Here is a 14,019-nt window from a genome sequence, read left to right as displayed (position 1 = left end):
GGCCCTAGTGGGGAGCTAAAACGGAATGAGTACCTTGCCGCCGCAACGCGCCGCGGCGGGCATTGGGGCCGCCGGGGCGTGCTTTTGGAAATTTCCTCCCCAACCAACCCTCATTGTCAATGAGCATCATTTCGCAAATCCACGCCCGCCAGATTTTTGATTCGCGCGGCAACCCCACCATCGAAGTTGACGTGACCACCGACAGCGGGGCCACGGGCCGTGCCGCTGTGCCCAGCGGGGCCAGCACCGGCGTGCACGAAGCCGTGGAGCTGCGCGACGGCGACAAAGCCATGTACCAGGGCAAGGGCGTGCTCAAGGCGGTGGAGAACGTGAACACCACGCTGGCCGAAGAGCTGGTGGGCTTCTCGGTGTACGAGCAGGGGCTGATCGATAAAATCATGATCGAGCTCGACGGCACTCCTAACAAGGGCAACCTCGGGGCCAACGCCATCCTGGGCGTGAGCCTGGCCGCCGCCCGCGCCGCTGCCCAAGACGCCGGTATGCCGCTCTACCGCTACGTGGGCGGCATGGGCGCCACTACGTTGCCCGTGCCGATGATGAACATCCTCAACGGCGGCTCGCACGCCGACAACAAGATTGACTTTCAGGAATTTATGGTGATGCCTGTGGGCGCCAGTTCCTTCTCGGAGGCGCTGCGCTGGGGCACCGACATCTTCCACACCCTCAAAACGGTGCTGAAGAAAAAAGGCTACAGCACCAACGTGGGCGACGAAGGCGGCTTTGCCCCCGACATCCAGAGCAACGAAGAGGCCATCCAGATTGTGCTGCAAGCCATCGAGCAGGCCGGCTACAAGCCCGGCGAGCAGGTGATGATTGCCCTGGATCCCGCCGCGTCGGAGTTCTTCGAAGATGGCCACTACCACTTCAAAAAGAGCACCGGCGACAAGCTCACGCCTGAGCAAATGGTGAACTACTGGGCCGACTGGGTCAACAAGTACCCGATTATCAGCCTGGAAGACGGCCTTGCCGAAGACGACTGGGCGGGCTGGAAAATGGTGACCGAAAAGCTGGGCAAAAAAATCCAGCTCGTGGGCGACGACCTGTTCGTGACCAACGTGGAGCGCATTCAGAAGGGCATCGACGAGCACATTGCCAACGCCATCCTCATCAAAGTCAACCAGATCGGTACCCTTACTGAGACGATTGCCGCCGTGAACCTGGGCCGTCGCAACGGCTACAAGTCCATCATGAGCCACCGCTCGGGCGAAACCGAAGACAGCACCATCGCCGACCTGGCCGTGGCCCTGAACACCGGCCAGATCAAAACTGGCTCGGCCTCGCGCTCCGACCGCATGGCTAAATACAACCAGCTGCTGCGCATCGAGGAAGAGCTGGGCGAAATCGCCTACTTCCCCGGCCGCAAAATGTAGTGCCGCGCGGGCTCGACGAGTCCGCACGCCGCGCGTTTTTACGGATGGAGAAAGCCCCCGCTGTGCTGAACAGCGGGGGCTTTTGCGTAGCTTTAGGTCCCCCTAACGACGAAACGCTGATGAAAATACCCCGGGTTTTGGTGCCGGTGCTGCGCGTGGTGCGCAGCTTTTACTTCCTCGTAGGCGGGGCCTTTTTGGTGTGGATGGTGGTGTTCGACGCCAACGACCTGGGCAAGCAGTTCGACATCTACCGAAAGTACCAGGACCTGCTGAATGAAAAGCAGTACTACCTCGACAACATCGAAACCGTGAAGAGTGACCGCGCCGAGCTGATGAGCAGCCCCGCGCTGCTGGAGAAATTTGCCCGCGAAAAATACCTGATGAAGCGCCCCGGCGAGGACCTGTTCATCATGGTGCCCGAAGACGCCGAGGGCAAGTGAAAAGCGCCCTGGGGGCCCTGTTAGGCTTGTTGGCCTGGGCGGCGGCCAGCCTGGGGGCCCCCGCGGCGCGGCCCCCGCAGGCCTCCCTGGCCCGCCAATTTTTGCTGAATGCGCTGGCCGGCCGGCCCCGCGCCGCGTACGCCGCGCTGGCCCCCGGGGCGGCACTGTCGGCCCCGCAGGCGGCGGGCCAGGTGGCGGCGCTGCGGGCGCAGGCCTGGCGCTGGGGCCCCGCCATCGAGCTGTACAAGCTGGGCTGGCGCCTGCCCGAGGGGCGGCCGGCGCTACTGTTCTACCAGTTCCGGTTTGCCGCCGATTCGGCCCGGCCGGGGCCCCATGTAGTGCTCGACGTCACGTTTCAGGATTCGCTGGCCACCCGGCCGCTGGGGTTCGGGGTGGTGGTGCGGCGGCGCTGAGGTGTGGGGTGGTACCGTTCGATGCTAAATGCAAGTAAGGCTGAGGACCAATTAGTTGAACGGGCGAAGCAGCCACGGGCACCGATTTGCAACTTGGGAAATCAATAAAAAAACTTTGTTCTATATTGTGGGGCTTCCCGGGTAAAACAGCGGTGGCGAGCGTTCCATGCGTTTTTTCGTGCTGCTTGGCTGGTTAGGGTGCGGCTGGCTGCTGGCCGGGCCGGCCGGGGCCCGCCCGGGGCCCCTGGCCGCCGATACCTTATTCCTGCAAGCCGTGAACGACGGGCCTTGGAACCACTACTTTGCCTACTGCCTCGACGCCTGTGCCCAGCCCAACAGCGGGGCCGAAGCGGCGGCGCTGTGGGCCGCCGGGCAGTTCCGGGGGGTGCCGCCGGGGCGCGTGTTTCAGGTGGGCTACACCCAGGACCGGCTGTGGCTGCGGGCCACTGTGGTGAACACGCTGCCCCAGCGCACCCGCTTCGTGTGGAGCCTGTACACGTTTGTGGACAGTGCCACGCTCTTTGTGCAGCCCGGCGGGCGGGGCGTGCCGCGCTTGGTGGCGGCCACCAGCGGGCGGGTAGTGGCCGCCCAGCGCGGGTTTCCGGCGCGGGCCAATTGCCTGCCGTTCTGGCTCGAAGCCCAGGCCCAGGCCGTGGTGTACCTGCGCGTGGACAACCACACCGGGGCCCTATACCTGCCCACCGACCTGACGACGGCCGAGGACTACCTGGCCTACGAGTCGGGGTTTTTCATGACCAAAAACTGGGTGTGGCTACTGGGCGTGTACTTGAGCAGCGCCTTGTTCAACCTCCTCCTCTACGCCTTTCTGCGCGACCGCATCCACCTCTGGTACGGGGCCTACGTGTTCTTCATCACCTGGTTTTTGCTGATGGAAGACGGCCTCGATGCCTGGCTGCTGCCGCCGTGGGCTTACGGGTTGGGCTGGCGGCTGGGGCAGTACAGCGTGCTGCTGCTGGCCCTGGCCTGCGGGCTGCGCATCATGGGGCTGTTTGTGCGGCTGCGGCAGGGCTGGCCCCGCCTGTACCGCTTCAGCGTGGGGCTGAGCGTAGGGGCAGTGGCGTGCGCGGGGGCCTACGCCCTGCTGTTCGGGCCCGTGCTGGCGCGGGCCCCGTCGGGCCTGGTTTGGCTGAACGGTGCCCGCGAGGTGCTGCTGTGGGCGCTGCTGGCCGCTGGTACCGGGGTACTGGGCGTGGTGTGGGCGCGGGGGCGGCCGCCGCAGCGGCGGCTGGCGGCGCTCTACGGGCTCACGTACAGCTGCTTTTTCCTGGGCAGCATCAACTTTTTGCTGAACCGCTCGGGGCTGACCAACATCCACGTCGCCGACCCCAACGGCTTGGCCTGGGGCCTGGCCCTGGAGCTGCTCGCGCTGAGCGCCCTGCTCACGGGCCGCTTCCGCCACACGCTGCGCCAGAACGCCGAGCTGCGCGTGCGCCAGCTGCGCGAGCGGGCGGTGGCCGGCCAGCGCCTTATCGGGGCCCAGGAGGAGGAGCGCGCGGCCCTGGCCCGCGAGCTGCACGACGCCCTGGCCCCCGGCCTCACCGCCCTGCACCTGGCCTGGCAGGGCCGGCTGGTACGGCAGGCCCTGGCCCTGGCCCCGCCGCTGCTGGCCGAGGCCCACGCCCAAACCGAGGCCCTGCTGCGCCAGCTGCGCCACGACGTGCGCACCCTTAGCCACGTGCTGCTGCCCATCCCGGCCGACGAGTTGCTGCCCTTGCCCCAGGCCCTGGCTCTGCTCGTCGAAACCCTCGCCCTAACCGACGATGGCCCCCGCGTGACGGCCCGCTGCGACCCCGGCGCCGACGGCCTGCCCGCGCCCCTGGCCCAGGCCGCCTACCGCATTGTGGCCGAGCTGCTGCACAACGCCCTGCGCCACGCCCAGGCCAGCTACGTGCACGTGGGCGTGCGCTGCCTCCACACCGGCCTGTGCATCACTGTGGCCGACGACGGGCGGGGCTTCGACCCCCACGGCCCGGCCCCGCACCGCGGGGGCCTGGGCCTACGCGGCGTGCAGGCCCGTGCCAGCTATTTGCGCGGCCGGGTGCTCATCAGCAGCCAGCCCGGCCAGGGCACGGTCGTTACCGTCGAGCTACCAGTGTTTTAAGAGGTAACGAGTCATTGATTGCCAGTAATTTTGGCGTTTATTGCCGAGCGTTATTTGCTGCTTGCTTATGCCATGCCATTTAATTCTCGTGGACGACCACCCGGCCCTGACGCGGGGCCTGGCCGCGCTCTTCAGCCAAGAGCCAGACTTGGCGGTGAGCGGGCAGTTTGCCACCGGCGGGGCCCTGCTGGCGTTCCTGGAAGGGGCCCCCGCGCTGCCGGCCGATGTGCTGCTGCTCGACTTGCACCTGCCGCCGCCCCACGACGGCCTGGCCCTGCTGCCGCGCCTGCGCCGCCAGTGGCCGGCGCTGCGGGTGCTGGTGTTCAGCAGCGCCACCTCGCCCGGGCTGGTGGCGCAGGTGGCGGCGGCCGGGGCCCACGGCTTCCTCGACAAATCGGCGGAGGCCACCGACTTGCTGGCTGCCATCCGGGCCGTGCACGCGGGGCAGCGGGTGTTTCCGGCCCGGCCGGGGCCCCGGGCCGCCGCCGCGCCCCACCCGGCCGCCGAGGCCCTGCTGCGCCTGCATCAGCTCTCGGCGCGCGAGCGCGAAATCATCGGTCTCGTGTGCGAGGGCCTCTCCTCCCGCGCCATTGCCGCACGCCTCTCGCTGGCCGAAGTCACGGTGGCCACCCACCGCCGCAACCTGATGCAGAAGTTGGGCCTGCACGGCGTGGCTGAGCTGATGCGCTTTGCCCACGAGCACGGCTTATAAGCAACGGCCGGGGCCCCAAAAATTACTTATAAGTAGGTATTGCCCGGAGCAGGATTTATGGAAAACTTTGTGGAGCGCAAGGCTTTAGCCAAGCAGGCACTGGTGTATTACCCTTCTTCGTATTTTTATGAAAACACGTTTACTCGTTCCTGCCGTGCGCTTGCTGGCGCGGCGGTACCTACCCGCCTTCTGTTGGGTTGCACAAGAGCCCGCGCTCGTCTGGACCGCCGCCGGCTCGGGCAGCAACACCGGCCGGGTGCAAGCCGTGGGCACGGCCACCGAGGTCGGCGGCGACAAGTTCGTGGCATGGTCGAGCACCGACACGCTGCGCATGGGCGGGGCCACCACCACCGCCGCCGCCGACTGCCCCATCCAGGTGCACACCGCACCGTAGCCGGCGGCAGCGCCCCGCGCCGCTGCGCCCAAGCCCAAACACCAGGTGTCCCGTGCCGGACTACACTTGGTGTTTGGGCTTGGGCGCGGCTAGCAGTTCTCCCCGTTTGTACCCGGGGCCCACCGGGCAGCATGGCTACCCGGGCCATGAGATTTTGCCCATCGTGACGGCCGGCACGCGCTGCCGCCCCGCGCCCAGCGCCACTGGCTGGCCCGCCACCGCCTCGTTGGCCAGCACCGCAAACAGGATAGCCTCCTTGGCGTCGGGCGGCACGCCCAGCGCGGCGGTGCTGGCGAAGGCGGCACCCGGCAGGTGGCGGCGCAGGGCCCCCAGCAGCGCCGGGTTGTGGGCCCCGCCGCCGCTGGTGTACACCGCCGGCAGCGGGGCCCTCGCGCTGCCAAACACCTGCCGCACGGCCCGCGCCACGCCCGCGGCGCTCAGCTCCACCAGCGTGGCCAGCAGATCTTCGAGGCCCAGGGCGGCGGTGCCGGTTTGGGCCTGTGCGGCGGCCAGGTAGGCGGGGCCAAACAGTTCGGGGCCCGTGGTTTTGGGCAGCGCAGCGGCGAAAAACGGATGGTCGAGCAGGGCCCCTAGCAGGCCGGGGTGCACGCGGCCAGCCAGGGCCAGGCGGCCGTCCGCGTCGTAGTGCAAGCCCGGCCGGCGGGCCCGGATGGTGGCGTCGAGCAGGGTGTTGCCGGGGCCCGTGTCGGTGCTGAAGGCGGTGCGGGCGTCGGCCCCGGTGCGGGGCAGGTAGGTGAAGTTGGCGATACCGCCCAGGTTCAGCAGCAGGCGCGCTTCGGCGGGGCTGCTCAGCAGCAGGTAGTCGCCGTAGGTGGCCAGCGGGGCCCCCTCGCCGCCGGCCGCCAGGTGCTTCTGGCGGAAGTCGCTGACGGTGATAATGCCCGTGCCTTGGGCCACGTGGTCGCCGTCGCCAAGCTGCAATGTGGCATTCTGGCCCGCGAAATCGGCCTGCTGGTGCTGGTGGGCCGGGGCATGGTACACGGTTTGGCCGTGGCTGGCCACGAGGTCCACGTCGACCGGGGCCACCTGCCAGGCGCGCAGGCACTCCAGCACCATGCCAGCGTGCAGGCGGCCCAGCCAGGGGTTCAGCAAGGTTAGGTATTCGAGGCTAACTTGCTCGCGGGCAAATACCTGCCGAATGCGTCGGCGCACGTCATCGGTGTAGGGCACCGTAGCAAAGTGCTCCAGCGCCAGCTGCGTGGCCGCGCCGTGCCCCGTGAGGCGGCACAGCGCCACGTCGAGCCCGTCGAGCGAGGTGCCCGACATCAGCCCTACGATGCGGCGGCTGGGCTGCTGGGCCAGGTGGCAGAGGCGGGCAATGGCTGCGTTCATTCTTGCGCCTTTAAGAACCTTTTATTAAGTACAAGACGAGTTTTATACCCGCTTGTGCTGCTGGGCGGCGCCAGGGCCCCGGCCAGGCACGGGGAAGGCGCGGCAGCAGGGAAGGCGCGGCGCGTTACGCCAGCAGCGGGCTCTCGGCGGGGGCCCGGGCGGCTTGGGCGTAGTAGCGTTGCAGTGCCAGGGCCAGCCAGAACACCACGATTACTCGCGGCTCCTGCCAGAAATCCTGGACAAAGGAATGCAACAGAAAGAAAACAAAGTACAAGGCCAGGCCAACGGCCAGCGCCGACCGCTCGCCGTGCACTATGCGGCGTAGCTGGCCCAGCACCGCGTAGCCCAGCACCAATAGGCCGGTCAGCAGCCCCAGGGCCCCCGCCTCGATCAGCCAGCCGAGGTAGAGGTTGTGCACGTTCATGCGCCGAAAGGTGGTGTAGTACCGGTCGTGCGCGGGCATGCTGCGCGCGAAATCGAGGTAGCGGTCGGGAAAAGTACCGGGCCCGATGCCCACCAGCGGCGTGCGCCGGTACAGGACCAGGCCGTACTTCCAGCGGTTGAGGCGCTCGGCGTTCGACTCGTTGGTGGCCGTGAAATCGCTCACCGACCCCAGTTCGTGCAGCAGGGTGGGGCGCTCGCCCGAGGGGGCGGTAACCACGGCCTCCGGTGGGGCCAGCCGCCACGTAATGCCCTGCCAGCTACCGAACACCAGGGCCCCGGCCACCGCCCAGGGCCCCCACAGCCGGGCCACGGCCGGGCGGCCTAGCAGCACCAGCAGCAGCACCGCCTGCACCAGCAGCGAGATGTAGGAAGCCCGCGAGTAGGAAAACGCCACCGCCATCAGTACGGCGGTGAGCGCCCCCGTGGCCAGCAGGCGGCCGCGGGGGCCCTGGGCCCGGGGGTGGAATAGCAGCACCAGGTTCAGGCCCAGCACCAAGGGCTCCAGCAGCACCGTCAGGTTAGTGTGGCCGTGCGGCAAAAATGGCTGCGCAATGGCGTACGAGAGCGGGTACGAGATGCCCAGCAGCACGTGGCGCGCCAGTACGTACAGCGCCAGCGCGCCAGTGCCCGCGCCCAGCGCCACCACCGCCCGCCCCCACTCGGTGCGCCCCAGGCGCAGCACCCGCGGCACGCCGTAGCCAAAGCCCACGAAGACCAGCACCGTGGTCACGTACTTGGCCGATACCTGCGCATCGCTGGAAAAAGCCGTGGCCAGCAGCAGGGCCCCTAAGTGCAGCCCCACCAGCTTGTCGAGCAAGGAACTGGGCCCGGGCCGGGCCACCCACCCGGCCAGCACGCCCAGGCCCACCAGGCCCACGGTCAGCACCATCAGGGGCTCGACGGCCACCAGCAGCCCGAAGTGGCCCCAGGGCGAAAACCAGTTGATGGACAGCGGCAGACTAGCCAAGGCGACGTAAAACAGCCACAACAGCAGCGAGCGAAAACGTGGAGAAATCATGTTAGGAATCGTGCGGCAAGCAATAAAACGGTGCGCGGGCGCGGCCAGCGGGACGCAAGAAAGCATACCGCCTGCCAACCGCGCTGCTACCCGATCTTCTTGCCCGCCATGGCCTGCTGGATGGAGATGTTCATCACCCGCTCGGCGTAGGGCCGCGTCAGCTCGTCGAGCTCGTCCATGCTCTTGAGGATGGGGTCGCGCTCGGTGCCGGCCAGGGCAGCGCGCACGCGCCCCACCTGGGCCCCGGTAGTGGCCAGCTCCTCTTCGGTGAGGTGCACGCGGTTCTTGCGGGTGAAGTTCTCGACTTGGTAGAGCAGCTGCTCGGCGGCGGTGCGGGCCTCTATGAGGAGGCGGGCGGCCACGTCGTCCTTGGCGTTCAGCAGCGAGTCCATCAGCATCTGCTCCACCTGCTCGTCGGTGAGGCCGTACTGGGGCTTGATTTCGACCTGCTGGCGGGTGTTCGAGCGCAGCTCCACGGCCTCCACTTGCAGGATGCCGTCGGCGTTCAGCAGGAAGTTCACGTCCACCTTGGGCAGGCCGGCGGGCATGGCCGGGATACCGGTCAGGATGAACTCGCCCAGCTTGCGGTTCTGGCTCACCAGGTCGCGCTCGCCCTGGTACACGCCGATTTTCAGGTTCACCTGCCCGTCGATGCTCGTAGTGTATTGGCGCCCGGCCTTGGTCGGAATCTTCGAGTTGCGCGGAATAATGGGGTCGAGCAGCCCGCCCAGCGTCTCGATGCCCAGCGTGAGCGGCGTCACGTCGAGCAGCAGCACGTCGCGCCGGTTGCCAGCCAGAATATCGGCCTGGATGGCCGCGCCCAGCGCCACCACCTCGTCGGGGTTCAGCGAGTTATTGGCCGGCTGGCCGAAGAATTTCGACACCTCGTCGAACACCAGCGGCACGCGCGTCGAGCCGCCCACCAGCAGCACGGCGTCCAGGGCCCCCACGTCCAGCTTGGCATCGGCCACGGCCTGGCGGCAGGCATCGATGGTGCGCGCCACCAGGGGCCCCACCAGCTCGTTGAACTGCGCTTTGGTGAGGGCCACGGGAAACACCGTGCCGGCGGCGTCGGTGAGCTGGGTCGTGAAATCGTCGTGCTGGCTGAGGTAGCGCTTGGCCATTTCGGCGGCCAGGCGCAGCTGCTGCTGGAGGGGCGGGTCGGTGGCGAAGGCGGCGGGCAGGCCGGCCGTGGCCTGCCAGTGCTCGGCAATGGCGCGGTCGAAGTCGTCGCCGCCCAGGTACGTATCGCCATTGGTGCTCAGCACCTCAAAAATGCCCTGCTGAATGCGCAAAATGCTCACGTCGAAGGTGCCGCCGCCGAGGTCGTACACGGCCACGGTTTTCTCCTCGTCGGGGCTTAGGCCGATGCCGTAGGCCAGGGCCGCGGCGGTGGGCTCGTTCACGATGCGCAGCACCTCCAGGCCCGCCAGGCGGCCGGCATCGCGCGTGGCCTGGCGCTGCGAGTCATTGAAGTACGCCGGCACCGTGATGACGGCGCGGTTGACGGGCGTTTTGAGGGCGTGCTCGGCGCGGGCCCGTAGCTCCCTGAGGATGTCGGCCGACAGCTCGATGGGCGAGTAAAACCGGTCGGCAACGCGGATTTTCACCAGGCCCTCGGCGTTGTCGTCAATTATCTTGTAGCCGAGCTGGCCGGCGTGGGGCCCCAGGTCGCGGTAGCTTTTGCCCAGCAGCCGCTTCACCGAGTAAATGGTGCGCTGCGGGTCCGTGAGCAGGTATTCCTGGGCTTCGGTGCCCACCACCGGGTCGTGGCCATCGGCCGGAAAGTGCACCACCGATGGCACGATGCTGCCCCGCCCCAGGTCGTTGATGGCCAACGGCTGGCGGGTTTCGGGGTGCACGTAGGCCACCAGGCTGTTGGTGGTGCCGAGGTCGATGCCGACGATGATTTCCTCCTGTTGGAGGGCCCCGGTGGTGAGGTTGATGGCGACTTTGGCCATAAGAGCAAAACGCCGCAGCGGAGGCGGCACGGATAAGAGCGAGGAAGCGATGCGGCCCGGCATCAGCCGGTCGGGCCCAAAAATACGCCCAGCGCTGCGGGCGGGCGCTCCAGTTCAACGGCCCGGCTGGGGCTGAGGTTTATATCGGAGTGCAGTCTCCGGATCAGTGTGCCAGCCAGTCGTTACCGGTCCGCTGGCTTTTTCAACCGGCCGGCCGCTTGCCGTTGGGGAGAATGGGTGGATGCCAGCCAAACGGCCCGCCAGCCGAAAAGCCAGCGGACTGGACGGTAGACTGATCTGAAAACCGCTTTAGGGGTATGGTTTTGCCTGCGCCAGCACAGCCTGGCGGCACACTCTTGCGCGCCCAATAGTTCCCACCAACGCCCGGCCCCACGCCCGCCGCCGAATGCCGCCGCACCCCCGCGCATTGGATAAAAATAAGAAAAGCTGGCGCCCACCGTCGGTTTTCTTGCGGCGGGCGCGTAGTTTCGGGGCATGATGCGCTTTCCCGCTTTGCTGACCGGCGCGGCCCTGGCCGTGCTCATGGGCGCGGCCGGCTGCCAGCGGCCCGCCGACGTGCCCACGGCCGCGGGGCCCCCGCCGGGGCTGCCCCCGGGGCCCCCGGCGGCCCTGCCCGATTCGCTGGTGCTTACGCCCGTGCCCGCCGTAGTCGAAGTTCCCGACACCCTGCGCCGGGCTATTGCCCAGCTGCACGCGGCCCTGGGGCCCGCCGCCGCCGCGCTGCGCCCGGCCGTGCTGGAGCAGGCTTGCGTGGGCTACCTCACCCTGCGCCGCACCGACCCTAGCTTCCGCGCCGGCCTGCTGGCCGTGGCCGACATGGACCTGCCCAACACCGAGGAGCGCCTGTGGGTGCTCGACCTGAAAAACGCCAAAGTACTGTACCGCAGCCTGGTGGCCCACGGCGAAGGCTCGGGTCACCTGCGCGCCCGCCGCTTCTCCAACCAAGAGGCGTCGGCCTGCACTTCGCTGGGCTTCTACCGCACGGCGGGCAGCTACGACGGCATCCACGGCTACTCGCGCCGCCTGGAGGGGCTGGACAAGGGCGAAAACGCCAACGCCTACAACCGCTACGTGGTGCTGCACGCCGCCGACTACGCCAGCCCGGCCTACGTGCGCCAGCACGGCCACCTGGGCTACAGCCGCGGCTGCCCGGCGCTGCCGCCCGAGCAGTTCAAGGCTATTATCAGCACGGTGCAGGGCGGTACTACGCTGCTGCTGAGCGGGCCCGGGTTGCACTCGCGCTGGCTCGACGGACCCGTGGCCACCCGCCGGTTTTTGGCCCGCGGCTGGGGCTAGGGCCCCGGCGCGGTAATCTACCGGGAATATTTTGGCTAAAATTTAGGTTATGCCGTGCGCCACCGCCGCTGTTTTTGCGTATGTGCCTCGGGGCTTTCGGTGTTAATTGGCCACTATTGGCTACTTTGCTTACTGATTCGCCCTTGTTATTCAGCAGATTGTATTAGTCTATGGAAAAGCATCATGTTAGCGTTGTCCTGCGCCAGCGCCGCGACCGGCGTACCAAGCGCCTCGTGCGGCGTGTGCTGCCCTTCCTGGCCGCGCTGTTCCTGGCCACACCGGGGGCGGGCCCGGTGAGCCGCTCGCTGGCCGGCAATGCCGCCGTGGGCACGCACCAGGCGGCCCATGTGGCCCCCACCAAAGCGCTGCTGTTCGATCTGAAGCTACACGAAACCTACGCCGGCCTCGGGGCCCAGGCCCAGGGCCTGAAGTTTGAGGTGTTCGAGAAAGCCATGACCGGCTACCTCAACCTCAAGCAGGGCGGCCGCCTCGCCGATGGCAAGCAGCTGCTGACGGTGGTGGACTTTGACCTGCCCAGCACCGAGAAGCGGCTGTGGGTGGTGAACCTGGCCAGCCAGCAAATTATTTTCCACACCCTGGTGGCTCACGGCCACAACTCGGGCGGGAACGAGGCCACCAACTTCTCCAACACCGACGCCAGCAACATGAGCAGCCTCGGCTTCTACGTGACGGGCGGCGAGTACCAGGGCAAGCACGGCCACTCGCTGCGCCTCCAGGGTCTCGACGAGGGCTACAACACCAACGCCGCCACCCGCTCGGTGGTGATGCACGGCGCTGATTACGTGAGTGAAGCGTTCATCCGCCAGAACGGCCGCCTGGGCCGCAGCCTCGGCTGCCCCGCCCTGCCCATGGACCAGTACGCCCAAATCATCGACGCTGTGAACGGTGGCACCTGCCTCTTCATCAACCGCTCGCACGCCGGCTACCGCTCGAAATTCCTGAACCAGCACGTGGCCATGCAAGCGCTGGCCGCCGAAGCTCAGCGCGTATCGTAACGCCGTGTTTTTAACCTAAAAAAGGGCCTGCGCATAATGTGCAGGCCCTTTTTTTGTGCCCGGTTGTAGCAGCGCAGCCTGGCGTTTCCGGTTTGAACGATGTTCGGGCAAGCCGTTTAAACCGGAGACGCAAGGATGCGTCTCTACGCCGTTCCTGGGGCCCCAATCCTCGTTCCTGGGGCCCCAATTCTCCTACAGCTTCACCCCAAACTTGGCCCCGACGCCCTGCAGGTCCTTCACCACGGCGTCGAGCAGCGGAATACCGTCGAGCAGGCGGTGGGCGGCGGTGTCGCGCTCGGGGTCGCCGGGGATGAGGACGTGCTTGCCCTCCACGGCGTGGGCCTGGCGGAAGGTGGTTATCCAATTGTCCATGTGGGCTTTAAACTCATCAGCGGGCCGGAAGGCGTCGACCCGCATGGCTCCGAAGAAGTGGCCCAGCCCCTGGCCCACGGGGTTGGCCGAGGGCTGGAGGAACGCCACGAACGGCGGCACCCAGGGCCCGTAGTTGGCCCCGCTGAGCACGGCCGAGAAAATATCGACCACCGCGCCCAGGCCGTAGCCCTTGTGCGAGCCGGTGGCGCCGCCCAGCGGCAGCAGGGCCCCGCCGTCCTTCACGGCGTTGGCGTCGGTGCTGGGCAGGCCGGCGGCGGTTTGGGCCCAGCCTTCGGGCAGGGGCAGGCCCTTGCGCTGCGCGATTTCGAGCTTGCCGTTGGCGGCGGTGGTGGTGGCCATGTCGAGCACGAAATCGGGCTGCTCGCCGGCGGGCACGGCTACGGCAATGGGGTTGGTGCCCAGTAGTCTATCCAAAGAATAGGTGGGAGCTACCAGGGGCGAGGCGTTGGTCATGGCTACCCCGATCATGCCGTGGGCCAGGGGCAGCATGGCGTGGTAGCCTGCTATGCCGAAGTGGTTGGAGTTCTTCACCGACACCCAGCCGGTGCCCACCTGTTGGGCCTTCTCGATGGCCACGCGCATGGCCCGGGGCCCCACCACCAAGCCCAGGCCGCCGTCGCCGTCCACCACGGCGGTGCTGGGCGTTTCGTAGGTCACGGCCACGCGGGGCGCGGCGTTGATGCGGCCGGCCTCCCAGAGGCGCACGTAGCCCACCAGCCGGGCCACGCCGTGCGAATCGACGCCCCGCAAATCGGCCGCCAGCAGGGTTTCGGTGGCCAGGGTGGCGTCGGCCTCGGGGCAGCCAATGGCCTGGAATACGCCTTCGGTGAAGGCAAATAGCTGGTTATAAGCAAACGTAGTGGGGGTGGGCATGGGCACGAAATTGGTAGGACGGGCAAAGGTAGAAGCGGCGCGGATGTAGCGCGGACGCGCGGTGGAACGAGTGGTTAGGGGCCGGGGGTGGGGCCTGGCGGTGGTTCTACGCACTGACTTCGGAATCAGCGGCGGTAGGGGCGGGGCTTGCCCCCGCCCGGATAGTGCGCCA

The 14,019-nt window shown here is 67.6% G+C and carries 12 protein-coding genes; 8 read left to right on the top strand and 4 right to left on the bottom strand.

Annotated elements, in window-relative coordinates:
- The first annotated feature begins 119 nt into the window (after positions 1–119).
- The 6 genes from eno (at position 120) to DDQ68_RS12585 (ending at position 5,472) form a co-directional block, all read left to right on the top strand.
- Positions 120–1,391, top strand: a complete 1,272-nt coding sequence (gene eno, locus DDQ68_RS12610; protein WP_109656624.1) for a phosphopyruvate hydratase — start codon at positions 120–122, stop codon at positions 1,389–1,391.
- A 119-nt stretch (positions 1,392–1,510) separates the two neighbouring features.
- Positions 1,511–1,831: an FtsB family cell division protein gene (locus DDQ68_RS12605; RefSeq protein ID WP_109658422.1), complete on the top strand. Its 321-nt coding sequence runs from the start codon at positions 1,511–1,513 to the stop codon at positions 1,829–1,831.
- Complete coding sequence (locus DDQ68_RS12600; protein ID WP_109656623.1) at positions 1,828–2,244, top strand: hypothetical protein; 417 nt, start codon at positions 1,828–1,830, stop codon at positions 2,242–2,244. The genes DDQ68_RS12605 and DDQ68_RS12600 overlap by 4 nt, the downstream gene beginning before the upstream one ends.
- Before the next feature lie 178 nt (positions 2,245–2,422).
- Complete coding sequence (locus tag DDQ68_RS12595; RefSeq protein ID WP_162550076.1) at positions 2,423–4,366, top strand: sensor histidine kinase; 1,944 nt, start codon at positions 2,423–2,425, stop codon at positions 4,364–4,366.
- A gap of 67 nt (positions 4,367–4,433) precedes the next feature.
- Complete coding sequence (locus DDQ68_RS12590; RefSeq protein ID WP_109656621.1) at positions 4,434–5,078, top strand: response regulator; 645 nt, start codon at positions 4,434–4,436, stop codon at positions 5,076–5,078.
- A gap of 127 nt (positions 5,079–5,205) precedes the next feature.
- The gene (locus DDQ68_RS12585; RefSeq protein ID WP_162550075.1) at positions 5,206–5,472 is read left to right on the top strand and encodes a hypothetical protein; all 267 of its coding nucleotides are present in this window, start codon (positions 5,206–5,208) and stop codon (positions 5,470–5,472) included.
- A 135-nt stretch (positions 5,473–5,607) separates the two neighbouring features.
- On the opposite strand, the gene DDQ68_RS12580 is transcribed toward DDQ68_RS12585, so the two are convergent.
- From DDQ68_RS12580 to hscA, 3 genes are all read right to left on the bottom strand, one after another.
- Positions 5,608–6,825 (bottom strand): anhydro-N-acetylmuramic acid kinase, encoded by a 1,218-nt coding sequence (locus DDQ68_RS12580; protein WP_109656619.1) that lies wholly within the window; start codon positions 6,823–6,825, stop codon positions 5,608–5,610.
- Between the two features lie 124 nt (positions 6,826–6,949).
- Positions 6,950–8,287: an O-antigen ligase family protein gene (locus DDQ68_RS12575; protein ID WP_162550074.1), complete on the bottom strand. Its 1,338-nt coding sequence runs from the start codon at positions 8,285–8,287 to the stop codon at positions 6,950–6,952.
- Positions 8,288–8,373: 86 nt separating this feature from the next.
- Positions 8,374–10,248: a Fe-S protein assembly chaperone HscA gene (gene hscA, locus DDQ68_RS12570; RefSeq protein WP_109656617.1), complete on the bottom strand. Its 1,875-nt coding sequence runs from the start codon at positions 10,246–10,248 to the stop codon at positions 8,374–8,376.
- Between the two features lie 495 nt (positions 10,249–10,743).
- Here hscA and DDQ68_RS12565 point away from each other — a divergent pair, with 495 nt between their 5' ends.
- Together DDQ68_RS12565 and DDQ68_RS12560 are read left to right on the top strand one after the other, a co-directional pair.
- Positions 10,744–11,565, top strand: a complete 822-nt coding sequence (locus tag DDQ68_RS12565; protein WP_109656616.1) for a murein L,D-transpeptidase catalytic domain family protein — start codon at positions 10,744–10,746, stop codon at positions 11,563–11,565.
- Between the two features lie 170 nt (positions 11,566–11,735).
- Positions 11,736–12,581, top strand: coding sequence for a murein L,D-transpeptidase catalytic domain family protein (locus DDQ68_RS12560; protein ID WP_109656615.1), 846 nt, complete (start codon positions 11,736–11,738; stop codon positions 12,579–12,581).
- A 192-nt stretch (positions 12,582–12,773) separates the two neighbouring features.
- Here the strand turns inward: DDQ68_RS12560 and DDQ68_RS12555 are convergent, their stop codons facing one another.
- On the bottom strand, positions 12,774–13,847 hold the full coding sequence (locus tag DDQ68_RS12555; RefSeq protein WP_109656614.1) for an Ldh family oxidoreductase: 1,074 nt from the start codon (positions 13,845–13,847) through the stop codon (positions 12,774–12,776).
- Between the last annotated feature and the right edge of the window lie 172 nt (positions 13,848–14,019).

Origin of the sequence: Hymenobacter nivis, assembly GCF_003149515.1 — a bacterium.
Classification (GTDB): domain Bacteria; phylum Bacteroidota; class Bacteroidia; order Cytophagales; family Hymenobacteraceae; genus Hymenobacter; species Hymenobacter nivis.
Note: the sequence above shows the minus strand (reverse complement) of the source record. Positions and strands in the feature narration are given on the sequence as shown.